28 protein-coding genes are annotated in these 24,753 nt (G+C 39.9%); 10 read left to right on the forward strand and 18 right to left on the reverse strand.

The window, feature by feature from the left end:
• Positions 1-112 precede the first annotated feature (112 nt).
• Complete coding sequence (locus tag FTU22_RS13520) at positions 113-667, reverse strand: hypothetical protein (RefSeq protein ID WP_180094951.1); 555 nt, start codon at positions 665-667, stop codon at positions 113-115.
• A gap of 302 nt (positions 668-969) precedes the next feature.
• Positions 970-2,712: an FAD-dependent monooxygenase gene (locus FTU22_RS13525; RefSeq protein WP_180094953.1), complete on the reverse strand. Its 1,743-nt coding sequence runs from the start codon at positions 2,710-2,712 to the stop codon at positions 970-972.
• A 156-nt stretch (positions 2,713-2,868) separates the two neighbouring features.
• Between FTU22_RS13525 and FTU22_RS13530 the strand changes: the two genes are divergently transcribed.
• Together FTU22_RS13530 and FTU22_RS13535 are read left to right on the forward strand one after the other, a co-directional pair.
• On the forward strand, positions 2,869-3,750 hold the full coding sequence (locus FTU22_RS13530; RefSeq protein WP_180094955.1) for a LysR family transcriptional regulator: 882 nt from the start codon (positions 2,869-2,871) through the stop codon (positions 3,748-3,750).
• Between the two features lie 15 nt (positions 3,751-3,765).
• Positions 3,766-4,083, forward strand: coding sequence for an NGG1p interacting factor NIF3 (locus FTU22_RS13535; protein ID WP_180063429.1), 318 nt, complete (start codon positions 3,766-3,768; stop codon positions 4,081-4,083).
• A 208-nt stretch (positions 4,084-4,291) separates the two neighbouring features.
• Here FTU22_RS13535 and FTU22_RS13540 read toward each other — a convergent pair whose 3' ends face one another.
• Together FTU22_RS13540 and FTU22_RS13545 are read right to left on the reverse strand one after the other, a co-directional pair.
• On the reverse strand, positions 4,292-5,065 hold the full coding sequence (locus FTU22_RS13540; protein ID WP_180094957.1) for a nitroreductase family protein: 774 nt from the start codon (positions 5,063-5,065) through the stop codon (positions 4,292-4,294).
• A gap of 95 nt (positions 5,066-5,160) precedes the next feature.
• Positions 5,161-5,961 carry an enoyl-CoA hydratase-related protein gene (locus FTU22_RS13545; protein WP_078192396.1) on the reverse strand — a complete coding sequence of 267 codons (801 nt, stop codon included), beginning with the start codon at positions 5,959-5,961 and terminating at the stop codon, positions 5,161-5,163.
• Between the two features lie 106 nt (positions 5,962-6,067).
• Here FTU22_RS13545 and FTU22_RS13550 point away from each other — a divergent pair, with 106 nt between their 5' ends.
• Both FTU22_RS13550 and FTU22_RS13555 read left to right on the forward strand, forming a co-directional pair.
• Entirely contained in the window at positions 6,068-6,637 is a 570-nt protein-coding gene (locus FTU22_RS13550; protein ID WP_180094959.1) for a nicotinate-nicotinamide nucleotide adenylyltransferase, read from the forward strand.
• Between the two features lie 85 nt (positions 6,638-6,722).
• Positions 6,723-7,289 (forward strand): YceI family protein, encoded by a 567-nt coding sequence (locus FTU22_RS13555; RefSeq protein WP_180094961.1) that lies wholly within the window; start codon positions 6,723-6,725, stop codon positions 7,287-7,289.
• A gap of 16 nt (positions 7,290-7,305) precedes the next feature.
• Here the strand turns inward: FTU22_RS13555 and FTU22_RS13560 are convergent, their stop codons facing one another.
• On the reverse strand, positions 7,306-8,193 hold the full coding sequence (locus FTU22_RS13560) for a LysR family transcriptional regulator ArgP (RefSeq protein ID WP_180094963.1): 888 nt from the start codon (positions 8,191-8,193) through the stop codon (positions 7,306-7,308).
• Positions 8,194-8,332: 139 nt separating this feature from the next.
• Here FTU22_RS13560 and FTU22_RS13565 point away from each other — a divergent pair, with 139 nt between their 5' ends.
• Positions 8,333-8,932 carry a LysE/ArgO family amino acid transporter gene (locus FTU22_RS13565; RefSeq protein WP_180034364.1) on the forward strand — a complete coding sequence of 200 codons (600 nt, stop codon included), beginning with the start codon at positions 8,333-8,335 and terminating at the stop codon, positions 8,930-8,932.
• Positions 8,933-8,991: 59 nt separating this feature from the next.
• On the opposite strand, the gene FTU22_RS13570 is transcribed toward FTU22_RS13565, so the two are convergent.
• The 5 genes from FTU22_RS13570 to dapD all read right to left on the reverse strand — a co-directional run bounded on the left by FTU22_RS13570 (position 8,992) and on the right by dapD (position 12,352).
• Positions 8,992-9,450, reverse strand: a complete 459-nt coding sequence (locus FTU22_RS13570) for a peroxiredoxin (RefSeq protein ID WP_180094965.1) — start codon at positions 9,448-9,450, stop codon at positions 8,992-8,994.
• Between the two features lie 134 nt (positions 9,451-9,584).
• Entirely contained in the window at positions 9,585-9,992 is a 408-nt protein-coding gene (locus tag FTU22_RS13575; protein ID WP_078192024.1) for a hypothetical protein, read from the reverse strand.
• A 13-nt stretch (positions 9,993-10,005) separates the two neighbouring features.
• The gene (gene queC, locus FTU22_RS13580) at positions 10,006-10,677 is read right to left on the reverse strand and encodes a 7-cyano-7-deazaguanine synthase QueC (RefSeq protein ID WP_078190349.1); all 672 of its coding nucleotides are present in this window, start codon (positions 10,675-10,677) and stop codon (positions 10,006-10,008) included.
• Between the two features lie 29 nt (positions 10,678-10,706).
• The gene (gene queE, locus FTU22_RS13585; protein ID WP_180023340.1) at positions 10,707-11,417 is read right to left on the reverse strand and encodes a 7-carboxy-7-deazaguanine synthase QueE; all 711 of its coding nucleotides are present in this window, start codon (positions 11,415-11,417) and stop codon (positions 10,707-10,709) included.
• Between the two features lie 113 nt (positions 11,418-11,530).
• On the reverse strand, positions 11,531-12,352 hold the full coding sequence (dapD, locus tag FTU22_RS13590) for a 2,3,4,5-tetrahydropyridine-2,6-dicarboxylate N-succinyltransferase (RefSeq protein ID WP_078192022.1): 822 nt from the start codon (positions 12,350-12,352) through the stop codon (positions 11,531-11,533).
• A 374-nt stretch (positions 12,353-12,726) separates the two neighbouring features.
• On the opposite strand from dapD, the gene carO reads away from it, so the two are divergent.
• Positions 12,727-13,437, forward strand: coding sequence for an ornithine uptake porin CarO (gene carO, locus FTU22_RS13595; protein ID WP_180023341.1), 711 nt, complete (start codon positions 12,727-12,729; stop codon positions 13,435-13,437).
• Positions 13,438-13,496: 59 nt separating this feature from the next.
• On the opposite strand, the gene FTU22_RS13600 is transcribed toward carO, so the two are convergent.
• The 8 genes from FTU22_RS13600 to FTU22_RS13635 form a co-directional block, all read right to left on the reverse strand.
• Positions 13,497-14,711 (reverse strand): OmpP1/FadL family transporter, encoded by a 1,215-nt coding sequence (locus FTU22_RS13600; RefSeq protein ID WP_257225945.1) that lies wholly within the window; start codon positions 14,709-14,711, stop codon positions 13,497-13,499.
• Between the two features lie 164 nt (positions 14,712-14,875).
• Entirely contained in the window at positions 14,876-15,799 is a 924-nt protein-coding gene (locus FTU22_RS13605; protein ID WP_078192020.1) for a CysB family HTH-type transcriptional regulator, read from the reverse strand.
• A gap of 55 nt (positions 15,800-15,854) precedes the next feature.
• A complete protein-coding gene (locus FTU22_RS13610; protein ID WP_180094967.1) occupies positions 15,855-16,916 on the reverse strand; it encodes a sulfate/molybdate ABC transporter ATP-binding protein in 1,062 nt (353 codons plus the stop codon).
• A gap of 11 nt (positions 16,917-16,927) precedes the next feature.
• Positions 16,928-17,815 carry a sulfate ABC transporter permease subunit CysW gene (gene cysW / locus FTU22_RS13615; RefSeq protein WP_078192018.1) on the reverse strand — a complete coding sequence of 296 codons (888 nt, stop codon included), beginning with the start codon at positions 17,813-17,815 and terminating at the stop codon, positions 16,928-16,930.
• Positions 17,812-18,645, reverse strand: coding sequence for a sulfate ABC transporter permease subunit CysT (gene cysT / locus FTU22_RS13620; protein ID WP_180094970.1), 834 nt, complete (start codon positions 18,643-18,645; stop codon positions 17,812-17,814). Before cysT ends, cysW begins: the two co-directional genes overlap by 4 nt.
• 85 nt (positions 18,646-18,730) lie before the next feature.
• Positions 18,731-19,336: an alpha/beta hydrolase gene (locus FTU22_RS13625; RefSeq protein ID WP_078190341.1), complete on the reverse strand. Its 606-nt coding sequence runs from the start codon at positions 19,334-19,336 to the stop codon at positions 18,731-18,733.
• 33 nt (positions 19,337-19,369) lie between these two features.
• Complete coding sequence (locus FTU22_RS13630) at positions 19,370-20,383, reverse strand: sulfate ABC transporter substrate-binding protein (RefSeq protein WP_180094972.1); 1,014 nt, start codon at positions 20,381-20,383, stop codon at positions 19,370-19,372.
• 177 nt (positions 20,384-20,560) lie between these two features.
• Complete coding sequence (locus FTU22_RS13635; RefSeq protein WP_180094974.1) at positions 20,561-21,568, reverse strand: sulfate ABC transporter substrate-binding protein; 1,008 nt, start codon at positions 21,566-21,568, stop codon at positions 20,561-20,563.
• A gap of 161 nt (positions 21,569-21,729) precedes the next feature.
• On the opposite strand from FTU22_RS13635, the gene pabC reads away from it, so the two are divergent.
• The 4 genes from pabC to FTU22_RS13655 all read left to right on the forward strand — a co-directional run bounded on the left by pabC (position 21,730) and on the right by FTU22_RS13655 (position 24,696).
• Entirely contained in the window at positions 21,730-22,539 is an 810-nt protein-coding gene (gene pabC / locus FTU22_RS13640; protein WP_180094976.1) for an aminodeoxychorismate lyase, read from the forward strand.
• A 1-nt stretch (position 22,540) separates the two neighbouring features.
• Positions 22,541-23,593: an endolytic transglycosylase MltG gene (mltG, locus tag FTU22_RS13645; RefSeq protein WP_180094977.1), complete on the forward strand. Its 1,053-nt coding sequence runs from the start codon at positions 22,541-22,543 to the stop codon at positions 23,591-23,593.
• Between the two features lie 9 nt (positions 23,594-23,602).
• Positions 23,603-24,208 (forward strand): dTMP kinase, encoded by a 606-nt coding sequence (gene tmk, locus FTU22_RS13650; protein WP_180022487.1) that lies wholly within the window; start codon positions 23,603-23,605, stop codon positions 24,206-24,208.
• 68 nt (positions 24,209-24,276) lie between these two features.
• On the forward strand, positions 24,277-24,696 hold the full coding sequence (locus tag FTU22_RS13655; RefSeq protein ID WP_180094979.1) for a PaaI family thioesterase: 420 nt from the start codon (positions 24,277-24,279) through the stop codon (positions 24,694-24,696).
• The last annotated feature ends 57 nt before the right edge of the window (positions 24,697-24,753 follow it).

Consider the following 24,753-nt stretch of genomic DNA (forward strand, 5'->3'; position numbering starts at 1 on the left):
AACTGTGTTTCAGAAAGCTTCTTTGAATCGATATATTTCATCCGCAGATTATGCATGAATATTTAAAATTCTTCGGTACAAATAATCAGCAAGAGACTGTTCGTTTTTTGATTTATGAAAGAGGCTTAATAAAATCAATACCACCATCATAAGGTGCAACAATAATTTTTTTATCAAATGAAATGAGAAAGGCTTCAATTTCTTCATTTGCAATTTTTAATAATAAATCATCATGTTTTTTAGGCCGCCATATTACTTGAGTGTATAAAGGTAAAAAACAGTCATCATTTTTATCACCATCATCAGAGTAATCAGGATCTATCTGATGTAGATTTATAGAAGGAGATTCTATGAAATTGTAGGAAATGATTTTTCTTCTATCATACTCAGGGTGGAAATAATTTGGCTCTGGCTGAGAATAATGTGGCGTAATATAATTACCAGTCACAAGGTAAACCGAGGTATCTAAGCCTAAGCAATCTGTAATGATCTGATTTTGATGATCTAATAAAAGTAGCACTTCTTCTGTTGTGTCTGCATATTGTTTAGACTTTGGCAAACTGTGTATACGGAACCAATATTCTGAAAAATAAAATTTAAATACGTATGGAATTGGAACTTTATTTGGAAAGTGATCATTCCATTGTTGTTCAAAGGTTTTAGTCATTGTTAATCTTTATATATTCTTAATGGGTTTAATATAACTTAGCATTAGGTAAATTTTCATATATCAAATGCAATGCTCAAGCTTATCTACTTCATACCTGAATAGCATCTTGAATCTACCAAACTTGCCGTATTTGAAGCAGGTGTCAGAGGTAGGCAATTTTGAGCACTGTACGTGGTAAATTTAGAGACAATACCAACTCAACATTTAGTCCGACAGAGTCTAACGGGCGACATCCATGTCGTAGGTTCCGTAATCAAATATTAAAATTTGATTTGATGATTGACTGTTAATGATTCTATTTAAATCATTAACTGAATCTGTTTTAACACAGCCTTTAACGTATTTTCATAATCAAAAGCAGCATTGGTACTGTCTTGGTATCGCCAAGCCACATAACCATCTGGACGAACTAAGACAGCGCCTGATTCATGAATTTCAGATTTAGCATTCCACGTACCGTACACATCACGGTATTCACGGGAACCAATTTGAATCACATCTAAATAAGGCAGATTCAACGATCCGGCAGCAGTTTTCCAACCTTTGCCTGAAAGACCTGTCAGTAGGGTGAAACGACCATGCCCTGTAATATCTAAAGTTGATTGCTTATCGCCTTTGGCATCAATAATCCAAGTATGTGGAACTTTAGCCCCCGGACGCGTGGTTGCTTGCAAGTAAAGCTGTTGATCTTTGGCAAAGATCTCAGGTTCAGATTCAGCAATCATGGCATTGGATGTATAGCGCTGATTCAACTCTACACCTTGGGCATTAAACTCAAAGTTTTTAATTTCTAAGGCTTGATATAGCTTTTGACGAATTTCTGCAGCTTGTTCATCTTCCGCAAAAATACGTTGCATCATTTGAGCTTGAGTTGTGATGCCTTGGTCAAAACCAAATACCTCTTTGAGATGTTTATAGTCAAAGCGAGATTGATTGGCACGCGCCACGATTTGCTTGCCCACAGGCGCACGCTCTAATGTATAAGAATCAAGTAGAGCAGGAGCAGCCCAACCTTTAATTACATACGCCAATTTCCAACCGAGGTTAAAGGCATCTTGCATACAGGTATTTGAACCTAAGCCACTTGATGGTGGATGACGATGCACAGCATCACCGCCGCAGAATACACGACCTTTTGAATATTCAGTTGCCCATGTTTGGTTCACATACCAATAAGACAGTTTTTGAATTTCGACATTTTCAACTTTAGCACCCACAAAGGCATTTAAACGCGCACGAACTTGTTCTTCGGTGACTTGTGGTTCGCCTTTAGAAATATCAAAGCCCCAACCCATAATCCATTCATTCCACGGTGTAATGGCACGGAGTAAGCCCATGCCCAAATCACCAAAGCTCGCTTCAGGGTTAACAATCCATTGCAAAATAGCAGGGCGGTGTTGCACGTATTTGGAAAGATCAGCTTTAAAGGTTACATAGACTGTACCTGCACGAGACATCACCCCTTCAAGGGGTAAATCAAGCTGTTCAAGGACTTTAGATTTTGCCCCATCCATACCGACCAAATATTTGGCACGTAAGCTGAATTCAGTATTTGTAATACGATTTAAAAAGGTTGCTGTTACACCATGCTCATCTTGCACATGGGACAAATATTCAGTATTAAAATTATAAATTGCACCACGTTCAGCCGCATTTTTTACCAACAAAGCTTCCATTTTCGGCTGAATGAGATCGACCAATGGACAAGGACTGCCTTTAATATAATCGCCATGACGTTCATCACCGGTTCCCCAAGCACTCATGCGGGCAATTTCTTCACCGACAAGGCTCGTGGTAATGAGGCTTTCACCCATTTGTTCCCAAGGTGTGGCAATGTCGAGAACTTGTTCTTCGATACCTAAGTCACGTAACACTTCCATCGCACGTTGGTTGGTAATATGGGCACGCGGACTATTGGCTAACCAATTAAATTGGGTAAAAAGCTGAACCTGTATGCCGTAATTTGCCAAGGCCAAACCTAAAGTAGAACCTGCAGGCCCTGTGCCAATAATCAGAACATCGGTATCGAATTGCTGTGTCATACAAAACTCCATGTGTATGTGAAGCGCAAACTTGGAATAGTCCGCAGTCTAGGCAAATGATTTTCCGAGTAGAATGGATATTCATATAAACTATAGATCTATTGGTATTTTGACTGCATGACACAGGTGATGTAGTGAGTGTGTGGAGTGAAGCGAATGGAATTACGACATTTACGTTATTTTGTGACGGTGGCGAAAGAACGGAGCTTTACCAAGGCAGCGGAAAAACTATTTACAGCACAACCATCGCTCAGTCAGCAAATTAAAGATTTAGAGCAAGAGGTTGGGGTGCAATTATTTGAACGTTCTGCCCGAAAAGTCTTACTGACCGACGAAGGGCAGGCTTTTCTGAAATATGCAGAGCAAGCACTTGAAAATGCCAAACAAGCTGTAGCTGCAGCTCGCCACGTGGCGCAAGCCAAAAATAATCAAATACATATTGGCTTTTTAAATGTCGCAGAATTGAAAATTATGCCGAGTATTTTGGCGCAATTAAAACAACATATCCCTGATTTGAAAATTCATTTACATAGTTTGACGTGTACAGAGCAGATTCAAAAACTAAAAAATACTGAATTGGATATTAGCTTTACTCGTTATCACTTAAGTCATGACGACTTTACCAATATTCAGGTTTTAAGTGAGCAGATCTATCTAGTCGGTGCAGCGCATCTGCATCCATCAGATCGAATCTTAAAACTTCAAGAATTAAAAAATCACACCATTATTATGTGTGAGCAAAATGCTTCTCCTGTGTTTTACGATACCTTAAATGCCTTGATTCCTTTTGATCAGCATCAACATGATCATATGCTGTGGGTAACAAATGTCATGCAGCATTTAAATTTGATTAATATGGGCATGGGCCTGAGTTTTGTGCCCGAATATTTACTCAAATTTTTAAATGATTCGGTCAAAGTCATTCAAACAGATGTGGAATTACCGAAACTAGGTTTATATGCAACCTATCCGAATGCATCGAATAATGTTGCATTGAAAATGATTTACAGTGCTTTAAATAATGTAACTGCACAATAGCGTCTGGAATAGCCAATGTTAAAACTGATTTATTATGTACCTGAGTCTCACCTAGAGTCGACTAAACTGGCCGTATTTGAAGCAGGAGCAGGTGGTATAGGAAACTATGAACACTGTGCTTGGCAAGTTTTAGGGAAGGGGCAATTTAAACCTGTAAAAGGTGCAAATCCATTTATTGGTGAGTTGGAGCAGCTAGAGTCTATCCCTGAATGGCGAGTGGAAACCATCGTGCCTGAAGAAAAGGCAAGTGCGGTAGCGAGGGCTTTAAAAGCAAGTCATCCTTATGAAGAGCCGGCATTTGAGTTTATTCAAATGGTGGATATTCAATTTTAATGATGCTTTTAAATTTTTAAGTTATAGAAAAAAGTAGATACACGAAGGGTGACATGGATGTCACCCGTTAGACAGAGATTCAAGGATGAATCTTCTGTCTAACAAGGGATTTTGGTTACTTTGATCCTTCAAAGTAACGTAATACCTACGCGTTATACACTAAAGTCACGTAGCTAATTGTGGTTGTGATTATTCTTTTGAAAGCAAATTATATTTTCTGAATAAACAGCTCACGATCAAAACGATACTGCGGGAAGAACACACCATCTTTAGCACGTTCACCTGCACCAATCACCATCACTGGGTATTGCTGAGTATTTAATCCTAAAATCTTCTTCACCAAAGGTTCATCAAAACCTTCCATCATACAACTGTCAAAACCATAGGCACGTAAAGCCAAAACTAAGTTTTCACAAGCCAATGCTGTGGTTTTGCTCGCCCAAAGTTTTGCATCTGCTTCATTAAAAGCTGTTACAGGCAATTGTTTATCCAGTGTACGTGCAACTTTGAAAGCAACTTTCTTAAAGTTACCTAGGGCGTTGAAGTAACCAGTTTTATAGTTATAAGGAATAAACTTGTAATACTTCTGTACCGATGCAGGTGCTTCAGGAAATGGAAATTCCGAAATATTCCGTTTTGCCATTTCATCTACACGGTCGGTACGCGCGACACAGACAATCAATTCAGCAGCAGTTTTTGCAGCTAGTTGCCCTAAGCAAGCTTTCACCAATTGTTTTTTCTTTGCAGGGTTCTGAACTACATAGAATGTCCACGGTTGTAAATTCGATGAATTCGGTGCAAGTAAGGCGAGGTCTAAGCATTCATCTAAAACGTCGTTTGGAATGGCCTTGTCGGTAAACTTACGTACAGAACGACGGCTTTGTACAACTTTTTTAAAATTCTCGATATCGATGCCTTCAGGCGCAGGCTCGTAGTAGCGTTTCTTTTCAGGTTTAGTTTCAGTTTGTGATACTGCAGTCATGTGGAAACATCCAGTTTTTTAATTTAGAAAATAGATTGGGGCTGAGATGAAAAAAACCACCCAAATATGAGTGGTTTTTTAGTTCCATTAAAACATTAATTGAACTGAGAGAAGTCAGGTTTGCGTTTTTGCATAAAGGCGGCAACAGCTTCCATCATTTCTGGAGAGCCTACTCGATCCATGAAAATTTCAGCTTCATGGTCAATCCATGCCACGATTTCATCTACATTATGTTTCATTAATGCTTTTGATTGAACCAAAGATGCTAGTGGAAGTGCAGATAACTGTGCTGCTTTTTTCGCAGCTGTCGCATAAGCATCTTCTTCAATGCTATTGACCAAATTTGCTGAAAGCGCTGTCGCACTATCAAACTTCTGAGCAGTTAACAGTAATTCCGCCGCTTTATGGTAGCCGGCTTGTTGAACCAATAGCTTGCTCGATGCACCTTCAGGCGATAGACCAAGGCTCACAAACGGAATTTGGAATAGGGCAGTATTGTCGCTGTAGACAAGATCGCAATGAAGCAGAATCGTAACACCAATCCCAATGGCAACACCGCGAACCGCAGCGATCAGCGGCTTAGAAAATTGAGCAGCAGATTTTAACAAAATAAAAGGTGCGCCTTCAGAAGCTGGAGCTTGCCCTTTTTGAGCAGCAGATTTCATAAAATCTTGCATGTCATTGCCCGCACTGAAGTCAGCATCTTGACCACGGAGTACAACTACACGCACTGAAGTATCTTGATCAGCTTCATCTAATGCTTTTGCAATCCACAGATATAATTCTGTATACAGCGCGTTCTTCGCCTGAGGTCGGTTAATGGCTAAGGTCAGTACGCCATTGTCCAAATTCGCATTCAAATGTTCATGGGGTTGTTGAATACAGCTCAGTGTCATCGTACTATCCTTGCGTAAAAGTTTCGTTTTGATTTTATGCTCGACATTATGTCGCATATTTCAGCCTGTGGCACAACTGCTCAGTTCATAAAAAGTTTGATTTGATATGAAATATACATTTGATTATTTGGTTTTCATTGGGCGTTTTCAACCGTTCCATTTAGCGCATTTGCAAACCATTAAGATTGCCTTACAACAAAGTCAATATGTGCTTTTAGCACTGGGTTCGGCGCAAAATGAACGTAATATCAAAAATCCATTTTTGGCCGTAGAACGTGAGCAGATGATCCTGTCGAATTTTTCAGAGCAAGATCAGAAGCGAATCAAGTTTGTGCATGTGATAGATGTATATAACGATGAAAAATGGCAAAAGTTAGTCAAATCTTTGGTAGATGATGTAGTTGAAACGAATGCAAAAGTCGGTTTAATCGGGCATTTTAAAGATGATTCTTCTTATTATTTAAAATTCTTCCCCGAGTGGGAAATGGTTGAGCTGGATAGTCTAGAAGGGGCGATTTCTGCGACACCAGTACGTGAAGCGTATTTTCGTGGTGAAATTGAACGAGATGCCTTTCCTCAAGGTACCGTCGATTTTTTGCAAAAATTTCAACAGACAGACATTTATAAACAACTTCAACACAAATTTATGACTCAGGATAAAACAAATCTGCTATAAAAAACGCTAAATTTCTAGCACCACAATGGAGTAAAAAAATAAAAATTGTAGTGATTTTAGGCTGTGTTTTATTCAGGAGAAAAACATGAATTTGCGTCAGGGAACGTTAGCAAAATATATGGGAGCCTTCGCTTTATGCTGCGTATTGCCCGTACATGCTGCTGAATGGACGCTAACGCCTAATAGTCAGGTCACATTTGGCATTAAATCTGTGGGCTTATCTATTGTTGAAGGACGCTTTAATAAGGTTCAGTCGAATCTTAAGTTTGATCCTGAAGTTCCGCATAAAGGTTCAGCGCATTTAGTGTTAGATGTGGATAGCATCAGTTTTAGTAACCCAAGCTTGAAAGGATTAATCTTGGGGAGCGAATATTTTGATGCTGCTGAATTTAAGCACGTGAAGTTTTTCAGTAAACAAATCGAACCCGTGGCTTATGCCAAGTATATGATTCGAGGGGATCTCACCATTCGTGGCATCACTAAGCCTGTGATCTTCGATACCACACTCACCCCAAGCCCGCAAAATCCAAAAGTGTTGGATGTTCAATCTTTAGCAACCATTAAACGTAGTGATTTTGGTATGCGTAAAGCACTTGGTGGTGTAGGGGAGCAAGTATTAATACAACTCAAAGGCCAATGGCGGATTGAATAACCCTATTTTGCTGGCTTTAACACATATGATCTTTGGCGTGTTGTAGCATAACAGCAGTTATTTTCTGTAATTGAATTGATTGTTGGTTCCAATGATGCCAATACAAGGCTAAATCAATACTGAGTTCTGTTGAAAGCTCTATCAATTTTCCCGCTGCTAATAAGTCTTTGCTTTGATAGTCGGGTAACCATCCATAGCCCAAGCCCATCGTAATGGCATCAAAAAATGCAGTTGAAGAGGGAATGAAATGATGCGGATATTGTGAAGGATTGAGCCCGAAATTTTTCTGAATCGATTGCGTATGCAGGTCATCCTTCTCATTAAAAATCAGTGCAGGCGCAGCCCTTAAGGCATTTCGCGTCACGCCTTTACCGAACCATCTTTGGATAAAATCAGGGGTTGCTACAAAGCGATAATGCATTTCTCCCAGATATTCTGCGACGCAGCCTTTCATAGCTTCTGATTCTGTTGTGACACAGGCATTGACCAGTCCTGCTTCTAATAAATGATGTGTTTGTGACTGATCATCGACCTGAAAATGAATCACGATTTTTTCTTCAATTAAGAGATTTTTGAGTAGCGGAAGCAACCATGTCGCAAGTGAGTCAGCATTGGTTGCAATATTGACTTGATAGAAAGCATTCGCCGTTTGTCCTGTTAGATTTTGCAGAAAATTATGTTCTAGTAATTTGCTGTGTTGTAGATAATGCAATAAAGATTGGCCTGCGAGTGTTGGGCGGCAGGGCCGTTCACGTACAATTAGCACATGACCTAATTTCTTTTCTAAGGTTTGCAGCCTGAGCGTGACCGCAGATGCCGTAATGTTTAAACGCAGTGCCGCTTGTTCAAAGCTTCCTGTTTCAGCTACTGCAAGAAAAGCTTCACTATGTTTGCTTTGTAACATGAGTCACCTATGAGCATTAGAAATTTTATAAACTAAGAAAAACTTAGTTATAATGATATTTATTTATAAATACTTATTTTTAACAATAAGCTTCGATAATAGCAACATTCATTTAATGCTTTGAAAGTGTAGTTAAAAAATGTTGCACAGTTATATGCAAGGGCTCGCAATTGGATTTAGCCTAATTATCGCGATTGGTGCGCAAAATGCGTTTATTCTCAAGCAGGGGTTAAAAAAGCAGTATGTCTTTTGGCTTTGTGCTATTTGCGCAGCTTCTGATTCGATACTCATCTTATTGGGAGTGCTCGGATTCTCCCAATTGGTTGAAAGTCATCCGGAAATTGTGAGTGGAGCGAAATATTTAGGCGCAACGTTTTTAACAGTTTATGGGGCACAGCATTTTCTGCAAGCCTTTAAAACTTCGAGCAGTTTAGCGCCCAGTGAGAAGAATGAAACCAAACTATTGAAGTTGGTGCTGATTTGCTTGGCTTTAACGTGGTTAAATCCACATGTATATCTCGATACGGTTGTGCTGATTGGGTCTATTTCAACGAAGTTTGAATCGACAGCCGTATATTTTGCGATTGGGGCAATTACAGCTTCATGGGTGTTTTTCTTTGTCCTTGGATTTGGTGCGCGCTATTTATTACCGCTCTTCCAAAGTGCAAAGGCATGGAAGGTTTTAGACTTTATTATTGGCGTTGTAATGTGGGGAATTGCAATTTCATTATTGCTCTAGTTAGATGTCCTCATTAAATTTGAGCCCAATCCTATAGGAGCAGGCTCAAATCATTACTGTTATGCTGCTTGTAATGCTTTTAAATCTTCTAGGACTTGTTCTGCATGGCCTGCGGCTTTGACTTTACGATATTCTTTTACCAGTTTGCCATGATGGAAAATAAAGGTTGAGCGTTCGATGCCCATAACCTTTTTGCCATACATATTTTTTTCTTTAATTACATCAAAATGCTGACATAGCACTTCTTCTTTATCACTGATTAAATCAATGCTTAGATTTTGCTTTTCAGTGAAGTTTTGATGGGCTTTAACCGAGTCACGAGAAATGCCGTAGATTGGTGTATTAAGCGCATCAAACTGATTTTTTAAGCATGAAAACCCAATGGCTTGCGTCGTACATCCCGGTGTTGAATCTTTAGGGTAGAAGTAAACAATCAGCCAGTCATTGTTAAGTTCCGCAAGGTTAACTTCACCTGAGGTAGTTGGAAAGGTTTGATTTGGTAAGCTAATTTCAGTCATGAAGATTTCCTTTTTCGTGTCTTATCCCTAAAGGGGCTTAAACAAAGTATGTGAAATATGACCATCATACAGAATTTACTTTGAACTTAAAGCAATAAAAAAGCCTGCATTTGCAGGCTTTTTTAAGACGAAAATTATTTTTTCGCTTGAGCAGATTTCATTGCTTCTTCAGTTAAATTTTTTAATTTACCTGTTAACTGAGGACCGAAACATGCTTGAAGGTCTTTATTTTGTTTTTGAACAAAAGCGAGTGTTGCAGGGCTTTTCTTCTGGTTGATTGTGCTTTGGATTTCCCATTTTTGAGCATTGGTTAAACGACCATCTGCTTCAACAGCACAAGTACAGTATTTGCTAACTTCAGCGGCAGTTAGTTTTTTACCTTTGCCAGTTTCTTCTTTACAAACATTAATTAACGAAGATTTTACGTTAGTGCTCTTATATGCTTGTTGAAGCTTGTCGTTGTCAGCGTGTGCAACTGAAGCAAACAACGCAGCTGCAGAGAAAGCAGCAGAAAGAATAATGTTTGATTTTAAATTTTTCATAAACCCTACCTTGTTATTTCGGTATGTAACGTGTCGGATCTTCAACACCTGCGTCAACGAAACCTTGTTTACGAAGACGGCAGCTATCGCATTTACCGCAAGCACGACCTTGGTCATCTGCTTGATAGCAAGACACCGTTTGACTGTAGTCTACGCCATGTTCTATACCTAAGCGAATGATATTTGCTTTGGATAAATGTAACAGAGGTGTTTCAAATTTAAGTGGTTTTCCTTCAACGCCAACCTTTGTTGCAAGGCGAGCCATGTTGGCAAATGCTTCGATAAACTCTGGACGACAGTCTGGATAGCCTGAGTAATCAACTGCATTAATACCAATGACAATCGCTTCTGCACCAAAAACTTCCGCCGCAGCTAAAGCATATGACAAGAAAATCGTGTTACGCGCTGGTACATAAGTTACAGGAATACCGGCTTGTTCATGATCAGGAACTTCAATGCTATGGTCAGTTAACGCAGAGCCACCTAAGTTACCTAAATCGATATTAATAACACGATGTTCTACACCAGCCTGCTTAGTTAACTCACGAGCAGCATCTAGTTCTGTCGTAGAACGTTGACCATACATAAAACTCAAGGCAATACATTCATAACGTGCTTGAGCCCAAGCTAAACAAGTGGTTGAGTCTAAGCCGCCAGACAATAAAACTATGGCACGAGGGCGCATATGCATTACTCCAAATAATTCTTTAAAACTTAACGACCAGTTTCATCGTTCCAAAGCAACTTATGTAATTGCAATTGGAAGCGAACAGGGAGATGGTCTTCTAAAATCCATTGTGCTAAATCACGTGCAAGTTGAGGTAAACGAACCGCACCTTTTTCTACTGCGAATGCAGGGGAGAACCAAATGGTGCTAACTTTTTCGTTTAGCTTATAGCGCTCAACTTGCTGTTTTGACCATTCATAGTCTTCACGGTTACAAATCACAAATTTGATTTGGTCGTGTTGAGTTAGATGATCGAAGTTGCTAAGCAAATTTCGTGCAACTTCACCCGAAGTTGGGGTTTTTAAATCCATAACTTTAGAAACACGCGGATCAACTTTAGAGACATCTAAAGCACCGCTGGTTTCTAATGAGACTTCGCAGCCTAAATCGGCCAGACGAGTCATGAGGGGAAGGGCGTTCGGTTGAGCAAGCGGCTCACCACCCGTCACGCAAATATAAGGGGTTTTAAAATCTAAAGTAGTTTGAATAATTTCTTCTAATGATTGGCGTTCACCGCCTTCAAACGAATAGGTTGTATCACAATAAGTGCAACGTAAAGGACAGCCTGTTAAGCGGATAAAGACCGTAGGCAAACCTGCGGTATTGGCTTCACCTTGCAATGAATAAAAAATCTCCGTAATACGTAAACCCGCAGACGGATCAGAAACAGGAATAGCGGAAGATCGAAGGGTACTCATAACAAAATTAACCAGATATAAAAAAACAAAAAATCTCTACGATTATTGCTAACCGTAGAGACGAGGAGCGATAGAAGCTCCACGGAACACGAATGCTCCGCTGAAATAAAGACTTAGTCTTCGCGTAATAATTCGTTCAAGCTTGTTTTCGCACGAGTTTTCGCGTCAACTTTTTTCACGATTACTGCAGCGTAGAGGCTGTATTTACCGCATTTAGACGGCAAGCTACCAGAAACCACAACAGAACCAGCAGGAACACGGCCGTAATGGATTTCGCCAGTTTCACGGTCATAAATCTTAGTCGATTGACCAATGAATACACCCATTGAAATCACAGAACCTTCTTCTACGATTACGCCTTCAACGATTTCAGAACGTGCACCGATGAAGCAGTTATCTTCAATAATTGTTGGATTCGCTTGAAGTGGTTCAAGAACGCCACCAATACCAACGCCACCAGATAAGTGAACATTTTTACCAATTTGAGCACATGAACCAACAGTTGCCCATGTATCAACCATTGTACCTTCGTCAACATATGCACCAATATTGACATATGAAGGCATCAATACAACATTTTTTGCTTGGAAAGAACCTTTACGTGCTACAGCAGGTGGTACTACACGTACACCAGCAGCTTTAAATTGTTCTTCAGTCCAGTCAGAGAACTTAGTGTCAACTTTGTCATAGAAGCGTAAGTCACAAGCTTCCATTGGTTTGTTGTCGTTCAATTTGAATGAAAGCAAAACGGCTTTTTTCACCCATTGATGAACAATCCATTCACCATCAATTTTTTCAGCAACACGTAATGTACCGTTATCTAGGCCAGCGATCACTTCTTCTACTGCTGTACGTACTTCAGCAGGACAGTCAGCTGCAGTGAAATTAGCACGGTCTTCAAACGCTTGTTCAATGATTGTTGAAAGCTGAGACATGTTCTTCCATCCAGAAAAAAATTTTCCAAGATTTTACACTAAATCGAGTTAAAAATAGATGGTAAATCGGCCTAGGATCGGAATTAATTATTAAGCAAGTACTAAAACCAAGAAATTAAGAGTGATGAATTTAGCATTTTCATAAGGTTTGTATAAAAAATACGCAAAATATACAGAATTGTTCCTTAACATCATTATTATATTTAAAAAAATGAAACAAAAAATCTTTATTAATCAATATTAAAATCTAAATGTATCAAAAGTTAACAAAAAATCAGTAAATTTGCATAAATGTTGAGCTGTGTTTCCTTTTAACATGTGCCATATAACAAGTCTGTAAAATCTGAATAAAAGTTTATTTTGAGGAGAAACACATGAAATCATTACGTTTATTAACAGTAGCTGCTCTACTTACTGCTGCAGGTACTGCAATGGCAGATACCTCTGTAGTTCATGATGGCTATGCATTTGATCAAAACCAACTTATCCCAACTGGCGCTCGTCTAGAAGTGGGTACGACTGGTTATGGTGGTGCGTTACTTTGGACTGCGAACCCATACGTCGGCCTTGCATTAGGTTATAACGGTGGTGATATTTCATGGTCTGATGATTTATCTGTCGATGGCGTAAAATACGACATGGATATGGATAACAAAGTTGGTTACTTAAATGCAGAAGTTCGTCCTTGGGGTGCAAGTGCTAATCCATGGGCTCAAGGTCTTTATGTTGCTGCGGGTGTAGGTTATATCGACACTGAATATGGTTTGAAATCTACAGCGAAAAGCGGTGAAATCGAAATTGATGGTAAAGAAACTTCTTTCGAACGCCTAAACGGTAAAGTGTCTTACGATAACGATATCGCACCATACCTAGGTTTTGGTTTTGCACCAAAATTAAATAAAAACTGGGGCGTATTCGGTGAAGTAGGTGCTTATTACACTGGTAACCCAACTGCAAAATTAACGGCTGTTGGTGGTACTGCTGCTGACCGCGAATTACTTGCTGACCATGAACGTAGTATCGAACAAGATGACAAATATGAATGGCTTCCAGTAGGTAAAGTAGGTGTGAGCTACCATTGGTAAGTTCTTACTGAAACAAAAAAAACGAGCTTCGGCTCGTTTTTTTTGTTTTTAGAAAGCGTTTAAAATCTGTGACCAAATTTCAGACCATAGATCATGGCATCATTGTCTGAGACACTTGCAAGACCTGAAATATGAGATGTTTCAGTATTCGATGGTTTTGATAGTTTCATATAATACAAGCCAGTCGCTAGAAAATTGTTCGGGTTAAATTTATGCATCATACCTAAACCTAAACCTCGATAGCCATCACTTGGGTTTAAGGTAGACGCCGCATTTCCTGTCCCGTTGTCCCAAATAAACTCTGCAGCAGCGAGCCAACTCGGATTCAATTGATGTGCAATCCCTAACTTTCCTGACCATTGATCTTTCTGATATTCCACCAATTGGATATCAGCTAAATCACGGTAATGTGGATCGAGTGCTGCGTATTGAAGCACGGCATTAAACTGCGGTGGCTGAATGTTGAAATCTTTCCAATTAATCCACCGAACTGTGCCATATACAACATTGTGTGGGCTAATGGCTGTTTGAAAATCAAAATTGACGCTTTGTGGCGTTTGAATTGAGGTATGGGTGTCAAGTACTAATTGAAAAGGACCATTTGAATATAAAGTTGATTCAGAGGTCTTATTTTCATGTTTGATTTTTGAACGATAGGTTATGCTAGTTTTAATAGCGTATTCAGGGATTTGATAACTGAATCCGAGCAGCCAACCAAGCGCTTCATCTTGTTTAAAATCAGCATGGTAGCCATTGAGAGCAGCATATTGTTGCCCAGATATTTTTAAATCAGCCTTAAATGTTTGTAGGCTTAAACCGCTATAAATATTCCAATTTTTATTAGGTTGATAGCCTACCAGCCCAGTTAGGTTATGCGTTCTAAAGTTAATATCGGCGCTTTCAATATCGATATTTGAGCTATCTGGTAAGCGAGGACTATATTGATAACTGATATCAGTATGAAAAGGTTGCTCATAAATTACTCCCGCAGAAATATTTTTATGTGCTTGAATTTTGAGTGCCAATTTCCCAGAAAATTGTTGATGGGCGAGATTCCCTGTAGAAAAATCAGTTACGCCTAGTTCACTAATTGAAGCTTGGTTCTGTACTTTGCCGTCAATTTGAGCATCAACATAAGCGAAACTGGCTTCAGTATAATTTCCGGGTTCAAGAAAGGCCGAGATAGATTGATCCGAGTTTTCTATCCCTGCTGCATACATGATTTGTATGGGGCAGACGATACCGACTGCCACTGCGACGAATTGATTTTTCATAAAGTTCTGGCTTATGGGTCGGAAGTAATGAAGTTTTAATTTTTATTATGTTTAACGTATTTTAATCACAATTAAAAATAAAACCAAGAAAACTTAGATAAAATATGAATTTACCAATAAAAAAGAGGACAGCATGTGTCCTCTTTAATTCGTCAATTGGGGTATCAGTCTTCTGGGTAAGCGACTTTTTTCAACGCTTTGATGTCAGCATCTGGTGAACATAAAGAAATAAACTCATAGCCATAACCGCGTAGTAAATGTCCTTTGCGAACAGCAATCCAAGTGGTATTAACACCAAAAATATCGGTAGGAATTTGTTTTAAACGGTAATCACGTTCTGGGTCATATGCCACATCGTTGACAATACCCACTCCCATATTAAGTTCAACATAGGTTTTAATAACGTCTGCATCAAGTGCGGACATCACGATATCAACATCAAAGCCTGAATCTTCAAAGGCTTTATCAATTTTTGAACGACCTGTAAAACCACCGTGATAGGTAATAATTGGATAGTTCGATAAATCTTCAATGGTGATATTTGATTTTTGGGTCAGTGGGTGCTCTTTAGGCGTAATGATGCTGTGTTGCCAGTTGTAGTAAGGCACGCTTGCCAGGTTATCTTCATTGGTTAATGATTCGGTTGCGATCCCGATATCCGCTTCACCTTGAAGGAGCATTTCTGTAATTTCAATAGGGCTTGCTTGTTGCAAAATTAGATGAACTTTTGGAAATTCTTTTTTAAATTGGTTCACAATCGGCGGCAAGACATAACGTGCTTGCGTATGTGTGGTCGCAATCGTCAATGTCCCTTCATCTACTTTGTTAAAGTCATCTGCCAGACGTTTAATATTATCTGCATCTACGAGCATGCGTTCAACGATACCTAATAATGACTGGCCTGGTTCGGTTAAACCGAGTAGACGTTTACCTTTACGAATAAACAGCTGTACACCAAGTTCATCTTCTAAATCTTTGATGTGTTTACTCACGCCAGACTGCGAGGTGTAAAGTGCAGCAGACGCTTCTGTTAAATTAAAATTCTGACGTACTGTTTCTCGAATAATTCTTAATTGTTGGAAATTCATAATTTTATTTTACCTTAAAAGCAAGTGGGGCTTGTGAAGGCCCCAACTTATTGTTTTATGCAACTTGGTTTTCAAATAAATGCAAGTTAGTTGCACTTAACCATACCGTTTGATTTGGGCGGAATTGATGTGCTTTCGCTTCATCTGCCGTTAATGAAATTTCGATGAGATTACCTTGGCGGTCATGCAGTTCAGCAATGACTTTACCTGCAATCCAAAGCTCACGTACAAAAGTCGCTTGGATGGCATTTTCTTGCGGCTGTGCATGAATACGCAGTTCATCCGGACGAGCAAAGGCAATGACATTGCCTTTCGGTGCATTGGCATTTTGTGGCAACAAAATTCGGTCTTCACCAATTTGAAAAAGGCCATTGCTATTTTGACCTTCAAAACGGTTGGCTTGACCTAAAAAGTCAAATACAAACGGTGTTGCAGGTTTTTCATAAACTTCACGCGGCGAGCCAATCTGTTCTACGTTGCCTTTATTCATCACAATGATTTGATCGGCCACTTCAAGCGCTTCTTCTTGGTCATGGGTCACGAAAATAGAGGTGATGTGGAGTTCGTCATGCAAGGTACGTAACCAGCGGCGTAATTCTTTACGAACTTTGGCATCCAATGCACCAAAAGGTTCATCCAGTAATAACACACGCGGTTCAACCGCTAAAGCACGTGCTAGTGCAATACGTTGACGTTGACCACCCGAAAGTTGAGCAGGGTAACGGTCAGCCAAGAAACCAAGCTGAACAAGATCAAGCAAACGAGTAACCCGCTTTTTGATCTCGGCTTCAGATGGGCGTGTTGCACGTGGGCGTACACGTAAACCAAAAGCAATGTTGTCAAATACGGTCATATGACGGAACAGTGCATAATGTTGAAATACAAAACCAACTTCACGTTCACGGACATGAACTTTAGTGGCATCTTCACCTTCTAGAATGACTTGACCGCTATCGGCAGATTCAAGTCCTGCAATGATACGGAGCAGGGTGGTTTTGCCACAGCCTGATGGGCCAAGCAGCGCAACGAGCTGGCCATCAGGGAAATCTAAAGAGATATTTTTAAGTGCATGGAATGCACCAAAGTGTTTTTCAATATTTTTTACTTGAATACTCATGAGGTCATTCCTTAAGAAACTTGTGAATCTTCTTTACGCTTGTCTTGTCGTTCCTGACGTAGTTCAACCCATGTTTTTAAAATCAGGGTCACAATCGCCAAGAGCGCTAATAGTGAAGACACAGCAAAAGCAGCACTAAAGGTATATTCGTTATAAAGGATTTCTACGTGTAGCGGTAAGGTGTTGGTTTCGCCACGAATGTGACCTGAAACTACAGAAACAGCACCAAACTCACCCATTGCACGTGCATTACATAGAATCACGCCGTAGATTAAGCCCCATTTGATATTTGGAAGTGTCACTTTCCAGAAAGTCTGCCAGCCTGAAGCACCCAATACGATAGCTGCTTCTTCTTCCTCAGTCCCTTGAGCTTCCATTAATGGAATCAACTCACGTGCCACAAAAGGAACGGTAATAAACACAGTAGCAAGGACAATGGCTGGAACGGCATATAAAATTTTGATGTCGTTATCCATCAGCCAGCCGCCTAACCAACCTTGAGTACCGAAAATCAATACCAACATTAAGCCAGCAATAACTGGAGAGACTGAAAATGGCATATCAATAATCGTGGTTAAAATAGATTTACCACGGAAATTAAACTTGGCAACAGACCATGCCGCAGCTACACCAAAGACGACGTTCAACGGTACGGCAATCACAGCTGTAAGTAACGTAAGTTTTACTGCTGATAATGTATCTGGATGAACCAGTGCTTGGAAGTAAACGCCAACACCTTGTTTAAAGGCTTCAACGAAAACCAAAACCAATGGCAGAATCAGGCAGCTTAAGAAGAAAATTAAAGCAATGATGATCAGGGTATAACGAACCCATGTCGGTTCACGCGTTGCATCACGCGACTGTAATTTTTCCGCAAGCGCATTACTGTTCGTATTCATCGTGCAGTTCTCCCTGTACGGCGACTTGCCCATGCTTGAACCAAGTTAATTAAGAATAAAATGGCAAAAGAAATCACCAGCATCACAACAGCAATCGTGGTCGCACCTGCATAATCATATTCTTCAAGGCGAGAGATGATCATCAATGGCGCAATTTCAGTCTTGAAGGGTTGGTTACCTGCGATAAAAATCACCGATCCATACTCACCCACACCGCGTGCAAAGGCCAAAGCAAAACCTGTTAACAGTGCAGGAAATAGAATAGGTAAGATCACTTTGGTCACGATCTGAAAGCGATTTGCACCCAGTGCCGAAGCTGCTTCTTCAAGTTCAGTTTCTAGATCACTCAGTACAGGCTGTACAGTACGAACCACAAAAGGAATACCAATAAAGATGAGGGCCAAGGTAATACCGATCGGGGTATATGCGACTTTAATGCCAATGGGTTCAAGGTACTTACCGATCCAACCAGTCGGTGCATATAACGAAGTTAATGCAATACCCGCAACGGCAGTTGGCAATGCAAAAGGTAAATCAACCAATGCATCGACAATACGTTTACCCGGGAAGGTATAACGAACCAAACACCATGCTAAGAGCAAACCAAAAACCACATTAACTAACGCAGCAATAATGGCAGTACTAAAACTCAGTTGTAACGATTTTAAAATACGTTCTGAGCTTAAAATCTCCCATAGTCCGTCCCAACCGATACCTAAAGATTTAATAAATACGGCTGAAAGGGGAATGAGCACAATTAAGGATAAATACGCTAGGGTAAAGCCTAGAGAAAGACCAAATCCTGGCAGCACTCGGGATCGCTGCGACATGATGACTCCTCAAAATGAGAAAAGCTGACTTAAAAGGTCAGCAAAATTGAATAAATGATTTTGCGACAAGCTTAATGCTCAGTACTTAAAAAGCAAATTGAAATAAATACTTGTTTTCATCAGTAAAGCTGATATGTTTCATGTGGTTTTCTGAAATTAAGTAATTGAAAATTTCAGGAAACGGTCCAAAACCTGATGCAACATTAATGTGACCCACAGCACCCATATTTACAGGGTAAAGCTTCCAAGCATCAGCAAGTTGTTTTGCATCTTCAAAGCCAAGCCAAGGATCATTTTCACTAATCAACATCGTTGTCGGCACACGAATACTTAATTGATGAAAAAATGCTTTGTAATCCGTTGTACTGTCGCGTGCAAAGCCGTTTTCTCCAAAGCGAGCTGGATTGGCTGGCGCAACCAAAACTAAATTTTTGATTTTTTTATTCAGTTCAGGATGCAAGGCCAATGCTGCCACTGTGGTCAAACAACCAAAGCTATGCGCCACAATTTGAATTTCACCCTGTAGAGGTCGTACGGTTTGAACAAATTGTTTAATCCAGTCCTTGAGTACAGGGTGATTCCAATCTTTTTGCTGAACACGAGAGCTAGACATGAGCTGACGTTGTAACCAAGATTGCCAATGTGCGTGTTCACTACCGCCTACACCCGGGACAATTACTGTATGTGTCATGTCAAGTTCTCCTGATTCAGTCAATGACTGATCTTATTTTCCGTTGTTGGCTTTAACGATTTGGTCAAACACGCCGCCATTTTCAAAGTGTGCTTTTTGGACTTTATCCCAACCACCAAATTCTTTATCAATGGTTACGAGTTTAAGTGGCTTAAAGACTGATGCGTATTGTGCAAGCGTTGTAGCGTTACGTGGACGGTAAAAGTTCTGAGCTGCGATTTGCTGACCACGTGGTGAATAAAGGAAGTTTAAATAACCTTTGGCTAAATAAAGATTACCTTTTTTCTCTGCGTTTTTTTCAAGAATAGCAACAGGTGGCTCAGCTAAAATTGAAAGTGAAGGGGTCACAATTTCAAATTTACCCGGTTGTTCACGAATCGCTAAATGTGCTTCATTTTCCCAAGCCAGTAATACATCACCAATGCCACGTTCAGCAAAGGTCGTAGTCGAACCACGTGCGCCTGAATCGAGTACTTTGGTGTTTTTATAAATCTTACGGACAAATTCTTGAGCCGTTGTATCATTACCACCCGCTTGATGTTTTGCCCAAGCCCATGCAGCTAAATAGTTCCAACGTGCACCGCCTGAGGTTTTCGGATTTGGGGTGATAATACCCACGCCTGGTTTAACCAGATCGCCCCAATCTTTAACTGCTTTGGGGTTGCCTTTACGGACTAAGAATACAATCGTTGAGGTATATGGCGTTGAGTTTTGCGGAAGTTTCTTTTGCCAATCTGCAGGTAAAAGTTTGGCTTTTTCTGCAATCACATCAATATCTGCTGCGAGAGCTAAAGTCACCACATCGGCATCTAAGCCATCAATGACGGCACGCGCTTGTTTACCTGAACCACCATGAGATTGTTTAAAATTAATTTTTTGACCTGTACGGCTTTCCCAATATTTACTGAAGTCTTTATTCACACTTTCATAGAGTTCACGCGTTGGGTCGTAAGATACGTTTAAAAAGTCTTTTGCAGCTGCGCCAAAAGAAACTGTCGAGATGACGGCAGCAAGAACACCCAATTTTAATTTTGCGGAAATACTCATGTGAACCTCAATAATTTTTACTTTATCTGTAACATGGGTGAAGAATAGCGCCAATCTTTATGCATAAAAAATAATTAAAAACGAATTTTATATGAATAAAAAAGATAACAGGCGTATCTACGAAAAAAAAAGCATCGACCTTATGCGAAAGGAAGATGCTTTTCGCTATTTAAAGCATTATTTTGAATTATTGGTCTTCACGATTTGGTCAAAGACGCCACCATTTTCAAAATGCTTTTTCTGCACTTTGCTCCAACCGCCAAACTCTTTATCAATAGTCACTAATTTTAAAGGTTTAAAGACGGTTTTATATTTTGCTAGTACCGCAGCATTACGTGGACGATAAAAGTTCTGTGCAGCAATGGTTTGACCTGCAGGTGAGTACAGATAATTTAAATACGCTTTGGCTAAATTTTCATTGCCATCTTTCTTAGCATTTTTTTCTACAATCGCAACAGGTGGCTCGGCCAAGATAGAAAGTGAAGGGGTCACAATCTCAAACTTACCTGTCTGTTCACGAACTGCCAAATGTGCTTCATTTTCCCAAGCCAATAACACGTCACCAATACCACGTTCAGCGAATGTAGTTGTTGCACCACGAGCACCTGAGTCGAGGACTTTGGTTTGCTTATAAATTTGACGGACAAATTCTTGGGCTTTTGCATCATTACCACCTGCTTGATGCTTTGCCCAAGCCCACGCTGCTAGATAGTTCCAGCGCGCACCACCCGATGTTTTTGGGTTCGGGGTAATAATGTCGACACCAGGTTTAATTAAATCGCCCCAGTCTTTAATGCCTTTCGGGTTGCCTTTATGCACTAAGAACACAATGGTCGATGTATATGGCGTTGAGTTTTGCGGGAATTTTTTTTGCCAGTCTTTTGCAACTAAACCACGTGCAGCAATTTCATCAATATCTGCAGCCAAAGCCAAAGTGACGACATCTGCATCTAGACCATCAATAACTGCACGAGCCTGTTTGCCTGAGCCACCATGAGATTGTTTAAAGTTAATGTCTTGGCCTGTGGTTTTTTTCCAGTAAACACTAAAGTCTTTATTGAAGTTGTCATACAATTCACGGGTTGGATCATATGACACATTTAAGAAATCTTTGGCAGATGCACTGAATGCTGTGGTAGAAATGAATGCAGCCAAAACCCCAAGTTTTAATTTCGATAGATTCATGTTGTCCTCAATTTTTATACATGTTTTGTTGAATGAGGCAAGAATATCTGTAGTTTTAATGCAGAAAAAATAATTAAAAAAGAATTTAATATGAGCAAAAAAGAAATATATGCTGAGCGATTATTTTTTAAAATAAAGTGATGTAATTGGGATGACGACGTATGCAGTGTTTTAAAAATGCGCAGCAAATAGAACAAGTTAATTTACTTGATCGAGCCTTTCACTATGGCGATGGCTGTTTTAGCACGGCACGTATTCGCCAAGGACAAATAGAACTTTTAGCTTTGCATATTGCACGATTAAAATTGAGCAATGAGCGATTAAAGCTAAATGCAGATTTAAACCTTATTGAAGACACTTTAAAATTGTTACGTAAACAAGATATCGTCAATGGCACTTTAAAAATTGTGTTGAGTCGTGGTATTGGTCAGCGTGGCTATAGTTTGCCTGAGCATCCAGCAGATGTTTGGGTGTTTTATTACCCCAAAGCTGTTGCAGATTTTGAGTACGAAACTGTCGAAAGTGGTGTATTACATCAAGCTATTGGGTTAACCATGCCAAGTTTGGTGGGCTTAAAGTCCTTAAATCGATTAGAACAAGTCATGCTCAAAGCAGAGTTGGATCAAACCCCATGGGGCGAAGCTTTGGTGACGGATGTGCAAGGTACAGTTGTTGAAGGTGTGAGCAGTAATTGTTTTATTCGCACAAATGAAGGATGGATTACGCCCGAACTTCGTTATAATGGCGTGCATGGTGTCATGCGTGCAGAAATTTTAAAACGGATGCAGCAGCATCAGATTCCATGTAATCAACGTCACGTCAATATGGATGAAATTACGCATTTTCAGAGTGTTTTTTTCTGCAATGCTTTAAGTCCCATGAAAATTGCATCAACTCTGAATGGGGTTGAGTTAGATGTTCAAGCTTGTATTGAACTTTTCCGAACACTTCAATTAAGTCAGATTCGTTAATATGTCCACCGCGTCTAAAAAAACAAATAAGAAAAAATCTGCCAAAGCAGGTTTTCCATTTAAAGCATGTTTGGTTGTGCTACTTGGTATCGTTGTACTTGTGGCGATCTTACTGTGGTCGAATTTATTTAAAGCCTATCCTGTGGAAGGCAAAAAGCAAATGTTGGCGATTGGTGCAGGGGATACCTATTCAGGATTTATTGACCGACTGGCCAAAGAGAAACAAGTTCATTTTCCTATTATTTTGAAGTTGTACCAAAAGTTCATGATCAATGACACCCTGAAAGCGGGTGTATATGAAATTCATGAAGGCATGAGCGTACGTGAAGTCATGAAACTGATTTCTAACTCTGAAAATGCGCAAATGAATCGAATTTTAGTGATCGAAGGGACGACATTTAAGCAACTGATAGATGCTTTAAAAAATGACCCATTGGTAACGCATGACATTAGCAATCTGCCTTATTCAAAGATTTTGCAGGAACTAGGTATTCCTTATTCACACCCAGAAGGATTATTTGCACCGAATACGTATTTCTTTGCAAAAGGCGAGTCTGATCGAAAAATTTTGAAGGATTTGTATAACCGACAAATTAAAGCCTTAGATCAGGCTTGGACTAATCGAGCTCAAAATTTACCGTACAAAGATAAATATGAAGCCTTAATTATGGCGTCGATTATTGAAAAAGAAACCAGTATTGATAGTGAGCTTGAACAAGTGTCTGGTGTATTTGTGCGTCGTTTACAACAAGGCATGCGTTTACAAACGGACCCTACGGTTATTTATGGCATGGGCGATAAGTACAACGGTAATATTACGCGTCAGGACTTACGTACACCAACAGCCTATAACACTTACACGATTAATGGTTTACCACCAACACCGATTGCTTTGCCGAGTCAAAAAGCCATTGAAGCTGCAATGCATCCTGATTCATCTAACAATATATATTTTGTTGCAACAGGAAATGGCGGCCATAAATTTAGCAGTAATTTGCAAGACCATAACCGCGCGGTACAAGAATATTTATCTGTAATTCGTGCGAAAAACTAAGGAGTGAGCATGTTTATTAGCTTTGAAGGCACGGAAGGTGTGGGTAAAACTACACTCATTCGTAAATTACATGATCATTTCCAAAATTTGGGTAAAAATGTCGTACTTACACGTGAGCCGGGTGGTACACCTATGGCTGAACAAATTCGTGCATTACTTTTAGCCGTCAATCATGATGAAGCAATGAGTGATGATACAGAGTTGTTACTTATGTATGCTGCACGCGCACAGCATTTGGCGCGCGTGATTTTACCTGCATTGGCAGAAGGTAAAATCGTTTTATGTGATCGTTTTGCCGATTCGAGTTTTGCTTATCAATGTGCAGGACGTGGTTTAGATCGTGACAAGCTCAATGTCTTAAATGCAAGTTTTGTTGCGCGTATACCGGATATTACTTTTTGGCTTGATGCACCGATTGAAACAGGAATGTTAAGAGCAAGAGAGCGTGGTGCTTTAGACCGTTTTGAACAAGAGAAAGCAACTTTCTTTGAGAAAGTAAGATCAGGTTTTGCTGAGATTCATCAAACGCACCCTGAACGAATGAAACGCCTTGACGCAACCCAAACACCTGAGCATGTATTCCAACAGGCATTATCGCAACTACAGCAGATCTAAAATGCCATAGTATTTGTTAGGTAATTGATTTAAAAATCATTCATAGCATAAGTTATGGATGATTTTTTATGCATGCTACAAAACAGGAGATTATCAATTTCCTTAAGACTGAATTTGCGCCAAGCTTAAAGCATTGCACTATCGTTGAAGTTGGTGAAAAGGCTGCCACTTTAATTTGGCATGTGACTGAAAAAGATTTGCGGCCTGGTAATACTGTTTCAGGCCCGACTATGATGACTTTGGCGGACTTTGCATTGTATGTGGCAATACTTGCAGAGATTGGAATTGTCGGACTTGCAGTCACCACAAGTATGAATATTAACTTTTTAAGGAAGCCTGAGGCGAATAAAGATTTGCGAGGAGAATGTCGATTACTTAAGGTTGGTAAAAGCATCATTTATGGTGAGGTGTTGGTGTATTCAGCAGGTGTGGATGAGCCCGTTGCACATATAACAGGGAGTTATTCGATTCCACCGAAGCGGCATTGAGCTGAAAATATGCAGTTGATCCATTAGATTGGATTAAAATGCAGCAGTCTGTCTAAA

This window comes from Acinetobacter sp. YH12076, from assembly GCF_013419525.1.
In the GTDB taxonomy this organism is placed as follows: Bacteria; Pseudomonadota; Gammaproteobacteria; order Pseudomonadales; family Moraxellaceae; genus Acinetobacter; species Acinetobacter amyesii.